Origin of the sequence: Escherichia sp. MOD1-EC5990 (assembly GCF_002965285.1) — a bacterium.
GTDB classification, from domain to species: domain Bacteria; phylum Pseudomonadota; class Gammaproteobacteria; order Enterobacterales; family Enterobacteriaceae; genus Escherichia; species Escherichia coli_F.
The window spans coordinates 53258-74756 of sequence record NZ_PTRV01000023.1 but is presented as its reverse complement, the minus strand read 5'-3'; the positions used below and the strand labels follow the sequence as shown (position 1 = coordinate 74756).

The following is a 21499-nucleotide window of genomic DNA, read 5'->3' as shown; positions in this document are numbered from 1 at the left end:
CTTTATTATCGAGTTCGGTGACCGCCTGGACGGTCACTTCTGAGAAAAGGCATTTACACAGAATCTTAAACAGGCTCCTCTAAGGCTATGCGTTGGCTCCAGTCTGGATCAGCAAATTTGATTTCCTCTACTATTAATTCGAATACTCGATCCAAAAGGCCCTCTTCGCCTTTTTGAATCTCCGCATTTAATGCCTGTTCAGTGACGATGTGTAAGGGCTCGTAGGGAATAGGGCAATAGAAATCGGCTTCCGGTAAAATACCCGTGCGTGACATTAGCGTAATACTTAGCTTTTCACTTGTGTTATTGAGTTGATAAATAACATGTTGTTTATCATCTTCAATAAATGAACCATGTTGAATAGCCACTGCCATTGCCGCATCCAGTCCGCTCAAGGATGTTCCCATAATACCCACGTTACACGCATCAACCTTTGCTTCCATCAGGCCTGACCACGGGCTGGGAAAATACGTTCTGGTTGCTTCTTCTTCATCAGGCCAGACGTGACCCGTCGCGATCACCGCTAAATCAAACGTCTCGATGGGTAAATCCTGATTTGTAGCGAGCATGACGCCAGCATTTATAATTTTCAGATCGGTAACCTGGCATGATTCATAAACAGCCACTGCAAATTTTTGCTGTCGTGCCTGGTCTACTAATCGTAAAAATTGATCGCGGAAATATTCGCCCAGCAGAATTCGCGGTAAAAACTGGCGATCGTGCAAGGTTTCTTTTTTAACGCCATAACGCTGGAGATGGCTGGCTTCTTGCTTTTGTAGCCATTCGAGATATGTACAAGAAATCGGCGGTATTTCAATACTGGCAATATTTGCCAGCATCAGTTTTGAGTTTTCCTCATCACTGTATGGCATCCCGACACCGGCTTCGTCAGCCTGCTCGAAGATAGAAATAGAAAGTGGAGTTTGTTGCTGTAGAAGCGAGAATAAGGTGTAGATCCCCGTAGGCCCGGCACCCACAATAGCAATTTTTTTCATTGTTACTTACCTGTACGCATTCTTTCGAATTTAGTGTTATCAGATAAGTTTGGTTGAAATTTTTAGAATTTGAGAAATTTCAGACAGGGATGAAAAGGGCGCTAACCGCCCTTGGTTAAAATCTGTCAGGCGAGTTTTGCCTGATTGATTTGACTCAGTGGCTCATTGACATCGAAAACTTTGGCGACAACTTCCTCAACGCCGAGATTTTTCAGTCGGGCAGTATGTTTTTCCAGATAGGCAAGGGCGCTTTTTTCATCAGTGAAAAGGTAGATCCCACCGGCTTCGTGGTTCTTTTCACTTTCTGTCCATACCTTCCACAGAAAACCAGGTTCCTGATTAATCGACTCAGCAAGCGGTTTAAGCTGCTCAGCCATTGCGTCGCCAAATGGGCCATTAAAAGCAAAATGAAGTTGTAACAAAGTTGCCATAGCGATTCTCCTTCTGATAACGCATACGAAGACAGTGTAAATCTTTTAACGTATTGGATACAGAGAAGAAACAGAGGGAAAAAGGAGAAGACCAGATTAAGAAAATCTGGTGCGTCCGAGTGGACTCGAACCACCGACCCCCACCATGTCAAGGTGGTGCTCTAACCAACTGAGCTACGGACGCAGGATGGTGCGTTCAATTGGACTCGAACCAACGACCCCCACCATGTCAAGGTGGTGCTCTAACCAACTGAGCTATGAACGCAACGTTGTAGGTGACAACGGGGACGAATATTAGCGGCAGAGTGGGAAGGTGGCAAGAGGCAAAACGTATTTTTCTGCGGTATTTCGACCGTTTGCAGAGCTTTTAAGCAAATTGGCTATATTTTGTTGATTTGCAAGGGCGATTTTTATTCAGGATCGCATTTACATCTGACACAACCCAATAATCTGTGTATCAGAGTTTAAACAGAGTTGTTTGCCACCATCTCAAAATCTGTCGTGGATAAATCCTCCGTAGCCTTTACACTTAGGTAGCAATAAAGGCACACAGATGCAGCAAAGGAATAAATCATGGGATCTGATGCGAAAAACTTGATGAGCGACGGGAACGTGCAAATTGTTAAGACCGGCGAGGTCATTGGCGCGACGCAACTTACTGAAGGTGAGTTAATTGTTGAAGCTGGCGGAAGAGCCGAAAATACCGTGGTCACGGGGGCTGGCTGGTTGAAAGTTGCAACCGGTGGGATCGCCAAATGCACACAGTACGGCAACAATGGCACGCTATCGGTCAGTGACGGTGCCATTGCCACAGATATTGTTCAGTCAGAGGGAGGCGCAATTAGTCTCTCTACGCTCGCTACGGTTAATGGCCGCCATCCAGAAGGAAAATTTAGCGTTGATCAGGGTTATGCCTGCGGTTTGTTGCTGGAAAATGGCGGTAACCTGCGTGTACTGGAAGGCCATCGCGCGGAAAAAATCATTCTCGATCAAGAGGGCGGCCTGTTGGTCAATGGGACAACCTCAGCGGTCGTGGTAGATGAAGGTGGTGAATTGTTGGTGTATCCAGGTGGGGAAGCCAGCAATTGTGAGATTAATCAGGGCGGCGTTTTTATGCTGGCGGGGAAAGCCAGTGATACATTGCTTGCTGGTGGCACCATGAATAATCTCGGTGGTGAAGACTCTAACACTATTGTTGAGAATGGAGCCATTTATCGTCTGGGGACGGATGGCCTTCAGCTCTATAGTTCCGGTAAGACGCAAAACCTGTCCGTTAATGTGGGTGGTCGGGCTGAAGTGCATGCTGGTACGCTGGAAAACGCGGTAATACAAGGTGGGACAGTGATCTTGTTGTCACCCACCAGCGCGGACGAAAATTTTGTCGTAGAGGAAGATCGCGCACCGGTTGAACTGACCGGGAGTGTTGCATTACTGGACGGCGCTTCAATGATTATTGGCTATGGCGCAGATCTGCAACAATCAACGATTACTGTACAGCAGGGCGGCGTGTTGATTCTCGATGGCAGCATGGTAAGAGGTGACAACGTCACTTTAAATGTGGGCAACATTAATCTCGATGGCGGGAAAGTGTGGTTGATCACTTCTGCGGCAACGCATGTGCAACTGAAAGTTAAACGCCTGCGCGGAGAGGGAACGATTTGCCTGCAAACCAGTGCGAAAGAGATTTCACCTGACTTCATCAATGTTAAAGGGGAAGTTAACGGTGATATACACGTTGAGATAACCGATGCCAGTCGGCAAACTTTGTGTAACGCACTGAAATTACAGCCAGACGAAGACGGGATTGGTGCAACGCTCCAGCCTGCGTAAAAACACAGGCGCAACCCGTGAAGGTTGCGCCTTATCTTTACTAGCGAGCTGCTCGTTGCAGAATGATGGTTGATGGCAGACGTTGCAGGAAACGCATTCGCAGCATCATCATAATAGCTGCCGATGTCAGGCCGATAATAAACCCTATCCAGAAGCCTGCTGGCCCCATAGGCTCAACAACCAGATCGGTCAGTGCCAGAATATAGCCGCTTGGCAAGCCCAGCACCCAGTAAGACGTAAAGGTGATATAGAAAATGGAGCGCGTATCTTTATATCCACGCAAAATCCCACTGCCAATGACCTGGATTGAGTCAGAAATCTGATATACCGCCGCCAGCAACATCAAATGCGCAGCCAGCGTTACAACCTCGGGATTGTCGTTGTACAACAGGGCGATTTGCTCCCGCAGTGAAACCGTGAATATGGCCGTCAGGGTTGCCATACAGACACCCACCATAAGCCCGGTCCGCGCAGCGGTTTGCGCATCCAGCGTTGAGCCCTGACCCAGACGATAACCTACGCGGATAGTTACCGCTGCCGCCAGCGACATGGGAAGCACGAACATCAGTGAACTAAAGTTCAGGGCAATCTGATGTCCTGCGACATCAACAATACCTAGCGGAGACACTAACAGAGCCACGACGGCAAACAGCGTTACTTCAAAGAACAGCGCCAGCGCAATTGGCAAACCGAGTTGAATCAGTCGTTTCATAACCGCAGGATCGGGCTTCGCGGTGCCTTTTTCGTTACGAATATCGCGCATCGAGCGGGCGCGTTTAATGTAAGAAACCATGGCAAGGAACATAACCCAATACACCGCCGCAGTAGCCACGCCACAACCAACGCCACCGAGCTCAGGCATACCGAAATGACCATAAATAAAGATATAGTTCACCGGAATGTTCACCAGCAGGCCGATAAAGCCCATCACCATACCCGGCTTGGTTTTTGCCAGACCTTCACACTGGTTACGGGCAACCTGGAAGAACAGATAGCCCGGTGCGCCCCACAGCAATGCACGCAAATAACCCACGGCTTTGTCCGCCAGAGCCGGGTCGATATTTTCCATAGATCGGATAATGTAACCCGCATTCCACAGCACCAGCATAATAAGAACGGAAACAAAACCTGCCAGCCAGAACCCTTGTCGCACCTGATGCGCAATGCGCTCACGTCGACCGGAACCATTTAATTGCGCGATAACCGGCGTTAATGCCAGCAGCAGCCCGTGACCAAAGAGGATCGCCGGAAGCCAGATAGAAGTACCGATAGCGACCGCCGCCATGTCGGTGGCACTATAGCCGCCCGCCATCACGGTATCGACAAAACCCATCGCAGTTTGGGCGATTTGCGCGAGAATCACCGGGATTGCTAATGCTAATAACAGACGCGCTTCACTGATATACTTCTGCACGTGAACACCTTTTATTTGTAGTTATATGAGAGACTAAAAAGCCGCCTGAATGGGCAGCAAAAAGAAGAAGCAGGGGAAATTCAGTCTATTGTAGCGAGGATTTATTAATTCTCCAGTGAAAAAATAGCCATTCTTACCCCTTCACTGGTAAGGGCGTTTTCCACCTGCTATTGTGCTGAACAGAATGTCTTAACTGATTTCAGGAGTTGTAAGTATGTTTACGGGGATTGTACAGGGCACCGCAAAACTGGTGTCGATTGACGAGAAACCAAATTTTCGCACGCATGTGGTGGAGTTACCCGACCACATGCTGGACGGTCTGGAAACCGGTGCGTCCGTGGCGCATAACGGTTGCTGCCTGACCGTGACGGAGATTAACGGCAACCATGTCAGTTTTGACCTGATGAAAGAAACGTTACGTATTACCAATCTTGGCGATTTAAACGTGGGGGATTGGGTAAATGTTGAGCGGGCGGCGAAATTTAGCGATGAAATTGGCGGACACTTAATGTCAGGTCATATTATGACCACCGCTGAAGTGGCTAAAATATTAACCTCGGAAAATAATCGCCAGATCTGGTTTAAAGTCCAGGATAGTCAGCTGATGAAATATATCCTGTACAAAGGATTTATTGGCATCGACGGTATTAGCCTGACCGTCGGCGAAGTCACGCCAACGCGTTTTTGCGTCCATTTAATTCCGGAAACACTGGAACGCACGACTCTTGGGAAGAAAAAACTCGGCGCACGCGTCAATATTGAGATCGATCCACAAACTCAGGCAGTGGTAGATACGGTAGAACGTGTGCTGGCGGCACGAGAAAATGCCATGAATCAACCAGGTACAGAAGCCTGATCTGAAATCGCCCCCGGAGCGGGGGCGATAGAATAGCCTCTAGCGAGCGACTCGAAGGCCGTTTTCGACTCCGCGAGAGAACACCACCTGCCAGAGCTGAATATCACGGGCGCGGAAAGCACCTGCACAGGCATTCAGATAATAGGTAAACATCCGTTTAAAGCGTTCACTGTAGTTATCCGCAATTTCTGGCCATGCGGCGAGGAAACGTTCATACCACGCCATCAACGTAGTATCGTAATCAGCACCGAAGTTATGCCAGTCTTCCATCACAAAGTGGGGTTCGCTGGACTGAGCAATCTGGCGTACAGAGGGCAGGCAACCGTTCGGGAAAATATATTTATTAATCCAGGGATCAACATTCAGATCGGTTTTTTTCGAACCGATAGTATGGAGCAGGAATATACCTTCCGGTTTCAAATTACGATCCACCACCGCAAAATAGGTATCGTAATTTTTCGGTCCGACGTGCTCGAACATCCCCACAGAAACAATACGATCAAACTGGTCGTTCAGGTCACGATAATCTTGCAGCAAAATGGTGACATCCAGGCCTTCACAGCGTTCCTGAGCCATTTTTTGCTGTTCAGCAGAAATGGTGACGCCCACCACGCTTACGTCATAGTTAGACGCCATGTAATGCGCCAGTCCGCCCCAACCACAGCCAATATCCAGTACGCGCATCCCTGGTTTTAACTGCAATTTTTCACAAATCATTTTGAGCTTCGCCTGCTGGGCAGATTCCAGATTATCGGCATCTTTCCAGTAAGCGCAGGAATATTGCATGAAGGGATCAAGCATGCGGCTGAACAAGTCATTACCCAAATCGTAATGCTCTTTGCCGACTATCCAGGCACGTTTTTTACTCTGCAGATTGAAGAGACGAGCGCCGGCAATACGCAGCGTGTCTTTGAAATGATGGGGGAGTTGGTTCTCGAGACCTGCGCGTAAGACTTTGCTAAAAAACATATCCAGTCGGTCACATTCCCACCAGCCATCCATATAACTTTCGCCTAACCCCAAAGAGCCTTCCTGCAGAACGCGTTTAAAAAAATCGGGGTTTTTGACACGAATATCCGCCGGGGCAGAACCGTTAATGGCTATACCGGCACGGCTAAGTAATTCGTTGGCGATACGGTACCAGTTGTCATCCGGTACACTGACTTCTTCTATACACGATGAACTCATAGTTTCTCCATCACTGGTCGGTGATCAGAACCTTAAAACAGCGTAGACGCTTTTTGGGCTTTGTGAGAAATATCGCAGAAAAATCCGCGAGTCTATAATCCGACGTAGAACAGAGGGAAAGGAGGAACCCTTGCCGAAATGACCATCCATAGTGAGTCGGGAACGATCCTGTCCCCGTAAAAACATAATATTTATCGTAGCTTTAACAACTCGAAATTAGTATAGGCCGCTAATTTCAATCATACAACAAAATTTTGTTAGCAGCCTAAGTATAAGCATATCGATATAGATCAGTGTGATTCGCTATGAGCGACTTCGGCATTGCCATGATTCTGGCAGTCTACTTCTTCACAACGTTGCATCATGTAACCCAGAGCGACCAGCACTACTGTTGATAACATCACGCTGGTGGTGGTGAGCAATGGCGTGCTGATACTGATAAGCCAGGAAACTACCAGACTTGCGAGGAAGCACAGACCCAGTTGTAGAGTGTTCTGCAACGCTGCGGCGCGACCAGTTGCATGTGGGAAAGGACGCAGTGCCTGGGCGACAACAATCGGGTAGATCGCGCCGTTGGCAATCGCCATCACACAGAATGGGATCAGGATTTCGGCCAGCGACACATGGCTAATGAAGCCCGCAGCCCAGGTCGCAATGACGCTGACAGCAAACAGCACCAGCAACCACGGTAATAACTGCTTGCCTTGCCATTTTTGTAGTGCGGCGCGACAGCCATAGCCACCAATCAGAAACGCGATAGTTTGCGGGACATAGCTTAAACCAATCACTGCCGGGCTGTAACCCATTTCGCTAAGGATGAACGGTGAACCGGTCAGCCATGCAAAAAAACTGGCTGAACAGGCCGCGTATACCAGCACGTTGCCGCGATAGGTTTTAGAACGTAGCAGATCGGTAAAGGTCAGACCATCCTGACTATTGTTACGGGCCTTCGTCGTGGGTTTGAGCCAGAAAATAGGCAGAATCAGCACCACGGTAATGGCAAACAGGGTGGCGAATATCGCCTGCCAGGAAAAATGGACCAGCAGCCAGCTTCCTAACAGAGGAGCCAGTGCCGGAGATAGACCCACCAGCGGCATGATGGTCGCAAAAATACGGTTAACTTTCTGTGAAGGATAATAATCTGTCACTAATGCTTGCCAGATAACCGCCGCGGCGCAGACACCTACAGCCTGTACAAAACGCAATACCAGCAGCGTGGCGGCGTTTTCAACCCACAGCATCCCCAGACTACCTAACGCAAAAATTGTCAGGCCGATGAATAACACCGGTTTACGACCATAACGGTCGGAGAGCGGCCCCCACAGAAGCTGGGCTGCGGCAAATCCGGCAAGGAACAGACTAAGGCTGGCACTGACAGCAGACGCAGGCGTTTGCAGGTCGGCCTGTATGGCGGCGAAAGCAGGCAGATACATATCGGTTGCCAGAAAACCGAGTACGCTCAAACCTGCCAGCCAGACTAAAAATCTTTTCCCAGGTTGCATGTATATTCTCTAAATCTCTCAATTAAACACCGCCGCAAAGTGTAGGGAGTGAAATTAGTGTTGTGAAACGGTAATATTTGATGACTGGTTTCAAAAATTTTGCAGGCAGACTATGTGGTCAGAATATTCACTCGAAGTTGTTGATGCGGTAGCGCGTAATGGTAGTTTTAGCGCTGCAGCCCAGGAGTTGCATCGCGTTCCTTCTGCGGTCAGCTATACCGTGCGTCAGCTGGAAGAGTGGCTGGCGGTGCCTCTGTTTGAACGACGTCACCGTGATGTGGAACTGACCGCTGCCGGAGCGTGGTTTCTCAAAGAAGGGCGCTCTGTTGTCAAAAAAATGCAGATCACTCGGCAGCAATGTCAGCAGATAGCGAACGGCTGGCGCGGTCAGTTAGCTATCGCAGTGGATAATATTGTCAGGCCAGAACGTACACGGCAGATGATCGTTGATTTTTATCGCCATTTTGATGATGTCGAACTTCTTGTCTTTCAGGAAGTGTTCAACGGTGTCTGGGATGCGCTTTCCGACGGGCGCGTGGAACTGGCGATTGGCGCAACACGCGCGATTCCGGTAGGCGGTCGTTATGCCTTCCGGGATATGGGGATGCTAAGCTGGAGTTGCGTTGTTGCCAGCCACCACCCGCTGGCGTTGATGGATGGCCCGTTCAGCGATGATACGTTGCGCAACTGGCCGTCATTGGTGCGCGAAGACACCTCGCGAACGCTACCTAAACGTATTACCTGGTTGCTGGATAACCAAAAAAGACTTGTCGTGCCTGACTGGGAATCATCGGCAACCTGTATCTCGGCAGGATTATGCATAGGGATGGTGCCAACACATTTCGCCAAACCGTGGCTTAATGAGGGGACGTGGGTAGCATTAGAACTGGAAAACCCCTTTCCGGATTCGGCATGTTGTCTGACATGGCAGCAAAATGATATGTCGCCTGCGTTAACCTGGTTGCTTGAGTATCTCGGCGATAGTGAGACGCTGAATAAGGAGTGGCTGCGGGAGCCGGAAGAGACTCCCGCAACGGGTGATTAACGACGATAGTCTCGGAACGGGCCGTCAGCCACGGAGCGGCGTTCAATCAAGCGCGGATGCACTTCAATGGACTGCGGTTCTTCACGTTTGTTGACGATACGATCCAACAGCATGTTGAACGCTGTTTCACCCAGCGAATCTTTTGGCTGATGGATCGTGGTCAGCGCCGGCGTAAAATAGCGGGCGTTGCGCACGTTATCATAACCGATCAGCGAAACATCCTGCGGGACGCGCAGACCCATTTCATCAGCAGCACAAAGTGCGCCCATTGCCATGATATCGCCACCACAGAAGACGGCAGTAGGGCGATGCGGCTGCGACAGTATTTGCTGCATGGCGCGATAACCGGATTCAGGTTCAAAGTCACCCTGTACAATCCAGCTTTCCGGCACCTTGATCATCGCTTCTTCCATCGCCTTCATAAAACCGGCAAGGCGGCCTGCGCCAGTGTTACGTTCCAGCGGGCCGGGGATAACGCCGATTTCGCGGTGACCGCGTTCAATCAGATAACGCCCGGCCATGTAGCCGCCTTCGAACGCGTTATCAATGACCGCATCGGTGAAGTCAGCTTTTGCTTCACCCCAGTCCATTACCACCATTGGGATATGGCGATACTCTTCCAGCATCGTCAGCAACGGCTCTGGGTACTCAGAACACATCACCAGCAGACCATCGACGCGTTTTTGCGCCATCATCGACAGATAAGCCCGCTGTTTCTCAAGATTGTTCCACGCATTACCCAGAATCAGGGTGTAACCTTTCTGGAAGCAATTTTTTTCAACCGCTTCAATGATCTCGGCAAAATAGGCCGCTTCGCTGCTGGTCGCCAGCAAACCGATAGACTTGGTGTGGTTAACCTTCAGGCTACGCGCCACCGCGCTAGGGGAGTAGTGTAATTCTTTAATCGCTGCCCACACGGCGTTGCGCGTTTCTTCAGCGACGAAACGTGTTTTGTTGATTACGTGTGACACAGTTGTAGTGGAAACGTTTGCTCGTTTCGCTACATCTTTTATTGTTGCCATTCCATTTCACTCCAGACCCTAACTTCAGCTCCTGCAAAATCGCAAGGTAAACGTTTGCCTTTACACACCTTACGCACAACAAAAGTGTTGCGGTACGCCGGAAAAACGACACGGAGCGTCAGGAAGGGGTCAATGGCCAGTACGCAAATAGTGTAAGCGTGGAATTTTGGCCGATCTTGACGAAAAGGGGAAGTGGTAAAAACACTTATCATTATAAATGACGGGAGATTTTTTCATCACAGTGTGTAAAAATGCGTAATATCACTTTTTGTGTGGTAATAAAAAAGGAGAAAACTTGATGAGCACCGACCTTAAATTTTCACTGGTAACAACGATTATCGTCCTCGGTTTGATCGTAGCCGTGGGTTTGACTGCCGCGCTGCACTGATTTCCTCTCGAGGGAGCGCGTTCTCCCTCGCATCTCCTTCCTGTTTGTTAGCAAAATGGCAAAAGTGTTTTCTCTTTTTGTTATTTTCATTTTTTTGTGATTGCTGTCATGCTTTCGCCACTTTAATGAATATCGCGTAATGACGCGAAGAGGTGGAGATAAGGCATGAAAATTAACTATCCGTTGCTGGCGCTGGCGATTGGCGCGTTTGGTATCGGGACAACGGAGTTCTCGCCAATGGGCTTGTTGCCCGTCATTGCGCGCGGTGTGGATGTCTCGATTCCCGCTGCCGGAATGTTAATCAGTGCCTATGCAGTTGGCGTAATGGTGGGCGCGCCGCTGATGACGCTTCTACTTTCTCATCGTGCCCGCCGCAGTGCGTTGATTTTCCTGATGGCGATTTTCACGCTTGGCAACGTACTTTCCGCCATCGCGCCGGATTATATGACCCTGATGCTTTCACGCATTTTGACCAGCCTGAATCACGGAGCATTTTTTGGTTTGGGTTCAGTTGTGGCCGCAAGCGTGGTGCCAAAACATAAACAGGCCAGCGCAGTTGCCACTATGTTTATGGGGTTAACCCTGGCAAATATCGGTGGTGTTCCGGCGGCGACCTGGTTGGGTGAAACCATCGGCTGGCGGATGTCATTTCTGGCAACGGCGGGGCTGGGCGTGATTTCAATAGTAAGTCTGTTCTTCTCATTACCTAAAGGTGGCGCAGGGGCGCGACCTGAAGTGAAAAAAGAGCTGGCGGTATTAATGCGTCCGCAGGTGCTGTCTGCATTGCTGACGACGGTGCTGGGAGCTGGCGCCATGTTTACCCTCTACACCTATATCTCTCCGGTACTGCAAAGTATTACCCACGCAACACCGGTGTTCGTCACGGCAATGCTGGTGCTGATTGGTGTCGGGTTCTCTATTGGGAACTATCTCGGCGGCAAACTGGCAGATCGTTCAGTTAACGGCACGTTGAAAGGCTTTTTGTTGCTGCTGATGGTGATTATGCTGGCAATCCCGTTCCTGGTCCGCAATGAGTTCGGCGCAGCTATTAGCATGGTGGTGTGGGGCGCTGCAACCTTTGCGGTAGTACCGCCGTTACAGATGCGCGTGATGCGTGTCGCCAGTGAAGCGCCTGGTCTGTCTTCATCAGTCAATATTGGTGCCTTTAATCTTGGAAATGCGCTGGGAGCAGCGGCTGGTGGTGCGGTAATTTCCTCTGGGCTGGGATACAGCTTTGTGCCGGTGATGGGGGCGATTGTCGCGGGACTGGCATTATTGCTGGTGTTTATGTCAGCCAGAAAACAACCTGAGGCAGTTTGCGTTGCCAACAGCTAATTAAACAAAAACGCAGAAGGATAACCTTCTGCGTTACAGTTGCTGGCAACGTGCGATTTATCTTGCCGGATGCGGTGTTAACGCTTCATCCGAGTTGGCATGGTAAGCGAAGCGCATCAGGCAATGTTGCATTTGCCATCAGTTATTATGCAGCGAGATTTTTTGCTACGAATTCCCAGTTCACCAGCGCCCAGAAGTGCTCCAGATAGCCAGGACGTGCATTGCGATAGTCGATGTAATAAGCGTGTTCCCAGACATCAACGGTCAGCAGTGGAGTCGCATCGGTGGTCAGCGGAGTACCCGCGTTAGAGGTTGAAACGATAGCCAGCTTGCCATCGCTGTTTTTCACCAGCCAGGTCCAGCCAGAACCAAAGTTTTTGATCGCTGCATCAGTAAACTGTGCTTTGAAATCGGCAAAGCTGCCAAAAGATGCGGCGATAGCTTCAGCGACTTTTCCAGTCGGTTCGCCACCCGCGTTCGGTGACAGGCAGTTCCAGTAGAAAGTATGGTTCCAGACCTGAGCTGCGTTGTTGAATACGCCACCTTCAGAACTGCGAATAATCTCTTCCAGTGATTTACCTTCAAACGCGGTACCTTTAATCAGGTTGTTCAGGTTAGTGACATAAGTCTGATGATGCTTGCCGTAGTGATACTCGATGGTTTCCGCAGAAATGTGCGGTGCCAGAGCATCTTTAGCATATGGTAGTGCAGGTAATTCGAATGACATTGCTACTCTCCTTTATTATTAATTTGCATACGTACAATAGCCTTATTGTGCGTATGGATAGGGTAGCAAATTAAAAGGTGAGACAAAAGATGAACTTACCCTGTTGCCGTAACAACAGGGTAAAGTTTTAGCGAAGTGTTTTTGGGGTCATTACCCGGCGAGCGCCAACATAGTGGCGCTGCCAGTAGTCTTCACTGAGAGAAGTGATTTGAATTTCCTGACCCGTACGCGGTGACTGAATAAATTTGCCGTTGCCGACATACACGCCGACATGATCGGCTGTACCGCGTCCCTGAGTACGGAAGAAGACCAGGTCGCCGTTTTTCAGTTCACTACGTTCGATAGGTGCTGCATCACGCAGGTGATACATTTCATTCGCCGTACGCGGAATACGAATTTTCACCAAATCTTTATAAGCGTAATAAACCAGGCCGCTGCAATCAAAACCGGTACGCGGTGAGCTGCCACCCCAACGATATGGCTTACCAATTTGCTGCATCAGTTTATTCATTGCCACTTTTGTGGCTTTTTGCACCTTCGCTTTGTGTGCGTCGGCAAGGGTTCCTGACGCGGCATTTTTGACTTTCACACAATGCGATTTATAGCCCTTACGTTTGGTACACTTTTCAGTAAAGCTGGCTGAGGCCGTTTTATTGACGACGTGTTTGCTGCGAGTTTTGGCGTTTTTAGAAGCGGTAATGGAAGATTTTTTAACGGAAGAAGCGGTTTTGCTTTTGGTCGTACTTTTACTGGCGGCTTTTTTCGCTGTTTTCTGGCTGGCTTTCTGGGTCTTTTTGGTGGTTGCCGTGCTTTTCTTTTTATCTGCTTTTTTGGTGATATGAGTGGTAGCAGAACTCTCCCTGGCTTGCTTTGAAGCATGGGCCATAGGCGTTAAAGGCAGGGTGGTAAAAAGTAAAGCACAGAGCGTGATCGAAATACGGTTTATCCGCGCCACTGAGCGTCCCTCTGTTAAGGCAGGTCTATCATGCCTGCGTCTGATTTACAAAACTTGATGATTCTAATGCATAGAAGAAGAGAAAGTTAATAGCTTTTATTGTTAAAAAATACGTTTCGTCGGCGAGCGCAAAAAAATGCAGCAGTGGAAGCTAAAAATGGTTATAAATACGCCAGTTTGCCGTGCATAAGGGAAGAAACGAATATTTGAAATGCAACAAATAGAACAAAGGGATAAAATAGCAAAAGCGTGATGAAAATGTTATTTTCCGATGCCGCACTGACCCGCTACAATGTCAGATTACTGCCGTAAAGAAGTTTGAGGAAGCAAGACAATGAGCACCACTATCGAAAAAATCCAACGCCAGATTGCTGAAAACCCGATCCTGCTGTACATGAAAGGTTCACCGAAACTGCCGAGCTGCGGTTTCTCTGCCCAGGCAGTCCAGGCGCTTGCCGCATGTGGCGAACGTTTTGCCTATGTTGATATCCTGCAGAATCCGGACATTCGTGCGGAACTGCCGAAATATGCTAACTGGCCGACCTTCCCGCAACTGTGGGTTGACGGCGAGCTGGTCGGCGGTTGTGATATCGTGATCGAAATGTATCAGCGTGGCGAACTGCAGCAGCTGATCAAAGAAACTGCCGCTAAATACAAGTCTGAAGAGCCGGACGCTGAATAATCCGTCCTGCAATACTGACGGATGCGAACGGGCATCCGTCAGTCCTTTCTCTATCCCCAATCCAGTCCTTGTGGCGAACTTGAAAATCCCGCCTCACGCAGCAGCGTAAACATCGGCGTTTGCCGGACCGGCAGGTCATTCACTTCTGTTAGCGTAAAGCGCAGCCGTGGTTCGCGACGCAGTGCGGTAGTCAGCGCGTGGAAAATCTCTGGGGCGAGTAATTCTTCTTTTTCCTGCCAGACCAGCATTTTTTTGCCACCTTGCGCCAGATAGAGTAACAATTTGCCGCCAGAAACGACCACCAGCGCACCCGCCCGACGCGTTGGTATCAGCGTTGCCGGATGTGCAGGCCAGGGCAGAAGATTTCCCCATGCATTAGCCGGATCGTTGGCAGAGAGCGCCACTGGTGTATAGTGGCGCGTTTGCGTGGCTTGTGTCGCCAGATCGCGCAATCGGTCAATAGTCAGACGTTCAGCGAATTGCGCGCCACCCAGACCTTCTACAAAACGACCTCGCATAATTCGCCCGGAGTCTTCCATACTTCGACAAAGCGTTTGCATCGATGGAAACCCGCCAGGGATATTTTCGGCTATCACCGCCTGACGACTGATGATGCCGTAGCGGTCGAGCATATTTTCCGCCAGCGCCAGCATCCTTTCGGTATCGTTTAGTGGCTCCACCTGCAATAACGACCAGCGTCCAGCCAGATTTGGTGTGTTGTAAGATAGCAGCGGCGAGACGGGTTGCGCATAGACAGGACGTCCACGACGAGCCCGGTGGCTGCGACGAGTTGAGGTGCGTGTGTTGGTACTGCTGCGGGTGAGGGCGCGTAACGGTGCCCAAATGTCGCTGGTGATGACGCCTTGCCAGACCAGCGCCCATAACGCCTCTTGCAGGGCTGAGGGATCAACCGATTCGTCGATTTTATCGCGTATCCGTTGGCTGATTTGTTGTGCAAACCAGGCTCCTCCGTCAGCCAGAACCGTGACTATCGCTTGCTGCAGCGCCGAACGATTCGCCTGATTCGCTTCGGCGGGAGTGAACGATTCTGCGGCATATTCCTGTAGATGCAGTGCCACCAGACCGTCATCTTCACCCAGTTTTTTTTGCCCCGACCAGATAACCGCACCGGTTGCCAGTAATTCATCGAGCATTTCTGGCGAATAGTCGCGTACGCGGGCAGGCAGGATCTGGCTTTCCCAGAGTGAGGCGGGTAAACCGACTCCGGCAAGCTGTTCGATCACCCGCATGACGCCATCCACGCCCTCATAAACGCCTGGCGATGTTGAGGCAAAGAGTGCCGGGCTACCATCGGTGGCGGGTAATACGCCCTGACGTTCCAGCAGCAATCGCGCATAGGTCGTGGCCGCAACGGGACGTGTCGCTTCTCTGGCGACTTGCAGCGAGCGCAAACGCAGACGACGAAATACTTCATCGCTCACCCAGATGTCTTGTTGCAGATTCATCACCAGCCCCTGTTCGCGCAGTTGCTGAAGTTGCTCTTCGACAATGGCAATACCGAGACTAAACTCATGAGCCAGTTGTTCAGACGTGACCAGAGCATGAGCCCGGAGATAGCGCAGAAAGAGGTCGCGAAGCGGGTAACTGACTCGGTGCAAATAAATCTCTGGCAGTGACTCTGGTAGTCGTACGCCGAGGGCATCGCGCAGCCTGGCGGCATCATCCATACAGGCAAGACGCTCCTGCCCGCTAATCATCGTCGGGAAGATTCGTTTTACTGCAAGAAGATTTTCCAGATACGACGCAATCTCTTCACTGCTGCCTGTATGCCGTTGCGCCAGGTCATCAACGGTCATTGGCCCCAGTTCGCGCAGCAGGTCGAACATTCCCTCTTCACCTTTCGCTCTTCTGCCAGGTGCCAGCCGCTGTAACTCTTCTTCCACCTGACGAATGACTTGCGGGTCGAGTAACTCACCAGGATCAACCTGACCGAGTAGATTGCGCAGTAACTCGCTGTCCAGCGACAGTACGGATGCCCGGCGCTCTGCCAGCGGGGCGTCGCTCTGGTACATAAATTCCGCGACATAGCCGAACAATAAACTGGCGGCGAAAGGCGAAGGCGTAGTGGTCGTTACATCGGATATTTGAATTTCGCCACCGTTCAGGCGACGCATCAAACGTTCCAGAGCGGGAAGATCATAAACATCTTGCAGACATTCGCGTAGGGTTTCGAGAATGACCGGAAAATCCGGATATCCCTGAGCGATTTCCAGCAACTGACTGGCGCGCAGCCGTTGTTGCCAGAGCGGGGTGCGATGGCCCGGCGTGCGGCCCGGCATTAATAATGCCCGCGCGGTGCATTCGCGAAAACGGGCGGCGAAAAGTGCCGAGCTGCCTACCGCCTCGCGGACAATTTGCAGCAACTTTTCTGGTTCAAACAAAAAAATCGCGGCATCGGGCAATTTACCATCGGTGTCAGGAATGCGCGCAACAATGCCGTCATCACTGGCAACCACAGACGCGTCAGCGCCCCATAGTGCATGTATTCGCCCGGCAATCGCCAACGCCCAGGGTTCATGCACGCGTCTTCCATAGGGAGAATGCAAAATAATACGCCAATCGCCAATTTCATCACGGCACCGTTCGAGGACCAGATGACGACTACCCGGAACAATACCCGTCGCGTTGCGCTGCTCGTCAATCAGCCCCTGAATATTGGCGATCGTATTTTCTTCTGCCAGCCACGGGGGAATATTCCCGGAAAAGAAAGCGCCATCTGCCAGTAAATGGAGAAAATCGCCGATCATCTCACCTAATTCAGCCGGACGGCCGTTACCTTCACCACGCCAGAAGGGAAGGCGGGCAGAACGACCAGGTGCAGGAGCCACAATTACCTGATCGCGGGTGATTTGCTGGATCCGCCATGAGGTAGCGCCAAGGGTGATAATATCGTTCACCCGCGACTCATACACCATCTCCTCATCCAGTTCACCCACCCGCCGCGATCCGGCTTGTTCTTCACCCTCGGGTAATAACACGCTATACATGCCACGATCCGGAATGGTGCCACCGCTGGTAACCGCCAACAGCTGAGCGCCAGGTCGGGCGGTCAAAATCCCGGTCTCCCTGTTCCAGACCAGTTTTGGTCGAAAAGCAGAAAAATCGCCAGAGGGATAGCGCCCGGAAAGCATATCCAGAGTGGCGTCAAAAACACGTCTTGGCAGATCTTTCCACGGTGCGGCACGGCGTACCTGGGCGTACCATTCGTCTACCTGTAATGCGTCCATCGCCGCGGCGGCAACGGTCTGCTGCGCAAGGACGTCGAGTGGATTATGCGGTGGTGTCAGGTTTTCCAGCCTGCCTGCGAACATACACTCAACAATGACTGCGGAATCGACTAAGTCACGTCGGGTTCGGGGGAAAAAAAGCCCTTTGGAGATACCACCTACCTGGTGTCCGGCACGTCCAATGCGTTGTAACCCACTGGCAACAGAAAGCGGCGTTGCCACCTGAATTACCAGATCCACCGCGCCCATATCAATCCCCAGTTCGAGACTGGAGGTTGCGACCACGCAGCGTAATTCACCCGATTTCAGCGCCTGTTCGGTGATTGCTCGTTGTTCTTTAGACACGGAGCCGTGGTGTGAGCGGGCAATAAAAATGTCGCTACTTTGTACACGGTTAGAGGTTGCGCCGGAGGTCGACTCGAAATGGGCCGCATCAACGGCGATAGACGGGGAACGCTGTAAGCGTGCGGCGTAAAGCTCATTCAATCGTGCCGTCAGTTTTTCCGCCAGCCCGCGTGAATTAGTAAAGACAATGGTCGAGCGATGGCGCAAAACTTCATCAAGGATACCCGTTTCAATATATGGCCAGATGGAGCCTTCTCGGCCGGCATGGCTGTCTTCGCCGGTGCCGATGGCGACCGATGAGACATCATCCATATTGGCGACCGGTACGACAATCCGTATCTGCGGATGGCGCATTGCGGGCGGGTTGACTACCGTAACCGGGCGATCGCCACCAAGAAATGCTGCCACATCGCTGGCTGAGCGTACAGTGGCAGAAAGGCCAATTCGCTGTGCTGAGGTGTGGAGCAGCGCATCGAGCCGCTCCAGACTTAACGCCAGATGCGCACCACGTTTACTGCCCGCTACCGCGTGGACTTCATCAATAATTACCGTTTCGACGCCGCGTAGCGTTTCGCGCGCGCGGGAGGTCAGCATCAGATAGAGTGATTCGGGTGTGGTGATCAGAATATCCGGCGGATTACGGGTGAGTTTGCTGCGTTCCTGTGCAGGCGTATCGCCAGTACGGATCCCCACGCGAAGATTGACTTCCGTTTCGCCGCGCCGCCGCCGTTCATCGGCAATACCCTGTAACGGGATCTGCAAGTTGCGCTGAACGTCGGTGCCCAGAGCTTTGATCGGTGAAATATAGAGAATGCGTGAGGTTTTACGCTTATGCGCCTCGCGGGTATCTTCGCCGCCTTCGCGGAAGAGCTGATCGAGGGCGTAGAGAAATGCTGCCAGCGTTTTCCCGGAGCCAGTCGGAGCAATCACCAGCGCATGTTCGCCTCGCGCCGCCACATGCCAGGTTTGCGACTGGACAGCGGTCGGCTGTTTAAAGGCGCGAAGAAACCAGTCGCGGGTCGCCGGTGAAAACACGTCCGGCAGGGGCGATGAAGGGTTTAGATTATCTGCCATTAACGCTATTCCCCGTGAATATAATGCATGATGCGTGGAATAGCCTCACTATAGATGCCTGAATCATTGCATGTCATCAGGCATCGACTCGATTACACCTCTTCGGCGGCAGGCAGCGGCCAGCCTCCCAGACGTTTCCAGCGGTTGACGATTTCACAAAACAGCACAGCAGTGCGTTCGGTGTCATACAGCGCGGAGTGCGCCTGGGTGCTGTCGAAGTCCATGCCAGCGGTCTGGCAAGCCTTTGACAATACGGTTTGTCCGAGTGCCAGCCCGGCCAGTGCAGCAGTGTCAAAAGTGGCGAAAGGGTGGAACGGGTTACGTTTCAGTGAGGCGCGTTCTGCGGCGGCCATCATAAAGCTGTGATCGAAATTGGCGTTGTGCGCCACCATAATGGCGCGGTTACAGCCGCTCGCTTTAATGCCTTTACGTACAACTTTAAAAATTTCGTGCAGCGCCTCGTATTCGCTGACCGCGCCGCGATCGGGATCGTTCGGGTCAATGCCGTTGAAGGCGAGGGCCTCTGGCTGCAAATTTGCGCCGACAAATGGTTCGACGTGGAAATGTAATGTGGTGTCCGGCATCAGCCAGCCTTGTTCATCCATTTTCAGGGTGATGGCGGCAATCTCAAGCAGCGCATCGGTTTTGGCGTTAAATCCAGCTGTTTCAACATCGATCACAACAGGATAAAAACCACGAAAACGGTCGCACAGACCGGTAAGTTGAGCGTTATCGGACATCTGATTCTCTTAATACGGATAAATTGCAGCGCGCATTATGACAAATATTACTTGTCGATGCAGTAAAGATGCGGGCGCGATGAGTTCACGCCCGGCAGGAGATTAGTTGCCCAGACCGCGACCGGCGTCTTTCTCTTCGATTAATTCAATTTTGTAACCGTCCGGATCTTCCACAAACGCGATAACCGTAGTGCCGCCTTTTACCGGACCCGCTTCACGGGTGACGTTACCGCCGTTCTGACGGATTTTTTCGCACGCTTCAGCGGCGTTATCTACGCTAAGCGCGATGTGACCATAAGCAGTGCCGAGTTCGTATTTATCCACGCCCCAGTTGTAGGTCAGTTCAATCACCGCTTCTTCGGTTTCCGGGCCATAGCCAACAAACGCCAGTGAGTATTTGTATTCCGGGTTTTCGCTGGTACGCAGCAGTTTCATGCCCAGTACTTTGGTATAAAAATCGATGGAGCGTTGCAGATCGCCAACGCGCAGCATGGTATGAAGAAGACGCATCTTTATATCCTCAAAATGACTAACAGATTCAAAATGTTGTTTTAGTATAGCGGCGGCTTTGCGCCGCTCGCAATGCTGGATTACAACGTCGGGTAATCGATATAGCCTTCCGCGCCGCCACCGTAGAAACTTTCGGCACGCTGTGGGTTAAGCTCAGCTTTGCGCTGCAATCGGGCAACCAGATCCGGGTTCGCAATCCAGTCACGACCAAATGCCACCGCATCAATTAACCCTTTGCCGATCAGCGTTTCAGCTTTTTCTACCGTGTATGCCCCTGCGCCGATAATCGGACCGTGGAAACGGGCACGTACTTTTTCGCGGAACGCATCAGTATACGGTTCACCTCCCGCCCAATCTGGTTCTGACATATGCAGATAAGCAATGCCGCGTTTGCCCAGTTGTTCAATCAGATACAGTGCATCGGCTTCTTCATTTGGGCCATTATCTGTGTTCTGGAAAGTACCGATTGGCGAAACACGAATGCCAATGCGATCGGCACCCCATTCTTCAATCCCGGCATCGACCACTTCCAGCACCAGACGTGCGCGATTTTCCACGCTGCCGCCGTACTGATCGGTACGATGGTTTGAAGAAGGAGAAAGGAACTGATGCAGTAAATAACCGTGAGCAGAGTGTAGCTCCACCAGATCAAACCCAGCTTCACGGGCGTTAGCGATGGCCTGGCGGAAATCATTGACGATGCCCGGAATCTCTTCCCGTTCAAGTGCACGTGGCATGGATGTTTCAACGCGGATCGCCTGACCTTTTTCATCGCGCAGAGAAGTACGCGTTCCCGCGCTAAGTGCAGAAGGCGCTACCGGTGCCTGACCGCCAGGCTGCAGGCTGGCGTGAGAAATTCGCCCCGTGTGCCAAAGCTGCACGGCCATGTGACCATTTTCAGCATGGACTCCCGCGGTGATTTTTTTCCATGCGGCAATTTGCTCTGGGCTATGGATGCCAGGCGCACCGGCATATCCTTTTGCCTGGGCAGAAATTTGCGTGGCTTCGCTAATAATCAAACCGGCACTGGCTCGTTGGCGATAGTATTCCGCCATCAACGGGGTAGGGATGTCACCCGGTTCAATACTGCGCAGACGCGTCAGCGGTGCCATAAAAATACGGTTTGCCGCCGTGATCGCGCCCACTTTCAGTGGGGAATACAGTTTTTCAGATGACATAAAGGCTCCCGGTGGTCTGGTGATAAAAAATGCC

At 51.2% G+C, this 21499-nt stretch carries 17 protein-coding genes, 2 tRNA genes and 1 pseudogene; 6 read left to right on the top strand and 14 right to left on the bottom strand.

The window, feature by feature from the left end; translation table 11 throughout:
* Nucleotides 1–77: 77 nt before the first annotated feature.
* The 4 genes and pseudogenes from BEB42_RS21245 to BEB42_RS21230 form a co-directional block, all read right to left on the bottom strand.
* Nucleotides 78–995, bottom strand: a pseudogene (locus tag BEB42_RS21245) (FAD/NAD(P)-binding protein); the annotation flags it as partial.
* A gap of 125 nt (nucleotides 996–1120) precedes the next feature.
* Nucleotides 1121–1426 (bottom strand): monooxygenase, encoded by a 306-nt coding sequence (locus tag BEB42_RS21240; RefSeq protein ID WP_000212657.1) that lies wholly within the window; start codon nucleotides 1424–1426, stop codon nucleotides 1121–1123.
* 107 nt (nucleotides 1427–1533) lie between these two features.
* Nucleotides 1534–1610 (bottom strand) — tRNA-Val (locus BEB42_RS21235).
* 4 nt (nucleotides 1611–1614) lie between these two features.
* Nucleotides 1615–1691: transfer RNA gene (locus tag BEB42_RS21230), tRNA-Val, on the bottom strand.
* Nucleotides 1692–1999: 308 nt separating this feature from the next.
* Here BEB42_RS21230 and BEB42_RS21225 point away from each other — a divergent pair.
* A complete protein-coding gene (locus BEB42_RS21225) occupies nucleotides 2000–3256 on the top strand; it encodes an AIDA repeat-containing protein (RefSeq protein WP_105267546.1) in 1257 nt (418 codons plus the stop codon).
* Nucleotides 3257–3296: 40 nt separating this feature from the next.
* Here BEB42_RS21225 and mdtK read toward each other — a convergent pair whose 3' ends face one another.
* Nucleotides 3297–4670 (bottom strand): multidrug efflux MATE transporter MdtK, encoded by a 1374-nt coding sequence (mdtK, locus tag BEB42_RS21220; protein WP_105267545.1) that lies wholly within the window; start codon nucleotides 4668–4670, stop codon nucleotides 3297–3299.
* Nucleotides 4671–4884: 214 nt separating this feature from the next.
* Between mdtK and BEB42_RS21215 the strand changes: the two genes are divergently transcribed.
* Entirely contained in the window at nucleotides 4885–5526 is a 642-nt protein-coding gene (locus tag BEB42_RS21215; protein WP_000493953.1) for a riboflavin synthase, read from the top strand.
* 39 nt (nucleotides 5527–5565) lie between these two features.
* Here the strand turns inward: BEB42_RS21215 and cfa are convergent, their stop codons facing one another.
* Nucleotides 5566–6714: a cyclopropane fatty acyl phospholipid synthase gene (gene cfa / locus BEB42_RS21210; RefSeq protein ID WP_000098896.1), complete on the bottom strand. Its 1149-nt coding sequence runs from the start codon at nucleotides 6712–6714 to the stop codon at nucleotides 5566–5568.
* Between the two features lie 290 nt (nucleotides 6715–7004).
* On the bottom strand, nucleotides 7005–8216 hold the full coding sequence (gene punC / locus BEB42_RS21205; protein WP_001182340.1) for a purine nucleoside transporter PunC: 1212 nt from the start codon (nucleotides 8214–8216) through the stop codon (nucleotides 7005–7007).
* A 112-nt stretch (nucleotides 8217–8328) separates the two neighbouring features.
* Between punC and punR the strand changes: the two genes are divergently transcribed.
* On the top strand, nucleotides 8329–9261 hold the full coding sequence (gene punR, locus BEB42_RS21200) for a DNA-binding transcriptional activator PunR (RefSeq protein WP_000269499.1): 933 nt from the start codon (nucleotides 8329–8331) through the stop codon (nucleotides 9259–9261).
* On the opposite strand, the gene purR is transcribed toward punR, so the two are convergent.
* On the bottom strand, nucleotides 9258–10283 hold the full coding sequence (purR, locus tag BEB42_RS21195; RefSeq protein ID WP_000190996.1) for an HTH-type transcriptional repressor PurR: 1026 nt from the start codon (nucleotides 10281–10283) through the stop codon (nucleotides 9258–9260). The genes punR and purR overlap by 4 nt on opposite strands.
* A gap of 298 nt (nucleotides 10284–10581) precedes the next feature.
* On the opposite strand from purR, the gene cydH reads away from it, so the two are divergent.
* Complete coding sequence (gene cydH, locus BEB42_RS21185; protein WP_000102278.1) at nucleotides 10582–10671, top strand: cytochrome bd-I accessory subunit CydH; 90 nt, start codon at nucleotides 10582–10584, stop codon at nucleotides 10669–10671.
* A gap of 165 nt (nucleotides 10672–10836) precedes the next feature.
* Nucleotides 10837–12006, top strand: a complete 1170-nt coding sequence (locus BEB42_RS21180) for an MFS transporter (RefSeq protein ID WP_105267544.1) — start codon at nucleotides 10837–10839, stop codon at nucleotides 12004–12006.
* 145 nt (nucleotides 12007–12151) lie between these two features.
* On the opposite strand, the gene sodB is transcribed toward BEB42_RS21180, so the two are convergent.
* On the bottom strand, nucleotides 12152–12733 hold the full coding sequence (sodB, locus tag BEB42_RS21175; protein WP_032303131.1) for a superoxide dismutase [Fe]: 582 nt from the start codon (nucleotides 12731–12733) through the stop codon (nucleotides 12152–12154).
* A 127-nt stretch (nucleotides 12734–12860) separates the two neighbouring features.
* The gene (gene mepH / locus BEB42_RS21170; protein WP_000101187.1) at nucleotides 12861–13688 is read right to left on the bottom strand and encodes a peptidoglycan DD-endopeptidase MepH; all 828 of its coding nucleotides are present in this window, start codon (nucleotides 13686–13688) and stop codon (nucleotides 12861–12863) included.
* Nucleotides 13689–14022: 334 nt separating this feature from the next.
* Here mepH and grxD point away from each other — a divergent pair, with 334 nt between their 5' ends.
* On the top strand, nucleotides 14023–14370 hold the full coding sequence (gene grxD, locus BEB42_RS21165; protein WP_000108172.1) for a monothiol glutaredoxin 4: 348 nt from the start codon (nucleotides 14023–14025) through the stop codon (nucleotides 14368–14370).
* Between the two features lie 50 nt (nucleotides 14371–14420).
* On the opposite strand, the gene BEB42_RS21160 is transcribed toward grxD, so the two are convergent.
* From BEB42_RS21160 to nemA, 4 genes are all read right to left on the bottom strand, one after another.
* The gene (locus BEB42_RS21160) at nucleotides 14421–19037 is read right to left on the bottom strand and encodes an ATP-dependent helicase (protein WP_105267543.1); all 4617 of its coding nucleotides are present in this window, start codon (nucleotides 19035–19037) and stop codon (nucleotides 14421–14423) included.
* 92 nt (nucleotides 19038–19129) lie between these two features.
* On the bottom strand, nucleotides 19130–19777 hold the full coding sequence (rnt, locus tag BEB42_RS21155) for a ribonuclease T (RefSeq protein ID WP_001282281.1): 648 nt from the start codon (nucleotides 19775–19777) through the stop codon (nucleotides 19130–19132).
* Nucleotides 19778–19879: 102 nt separating this feature from the next.
* Nucleotides 19880–20287: a lactoylglutathione lyase gene (gloA, locus tag BEB42_RS21150; RefSeq protein ID WP_001237796.1), complete on the bottom strand. Its 408-nt coding sequence runs from the start codon at nucleotides 20285–20287 to the stop codon at nucleotides 19880–19882.
* 80 nt (nucleotides 20288–20367) lie between these two features.
* The gene (gene nemA, locus BEB42_RS21145; protein ID WP_105267542.1) at nucleotides 20368–21465 is read right to left on the bottom strand and encodes an N-ethylmaleimide reductase; all 1098 of its coding nucleotides are present in this window, start codon (nucleotides 21463–21465) and stop codon (nucleotides 20368–20370) included.
* Between the last annotated feature and the right edge of the window lie 34 nt (nucleotides 21466–21499).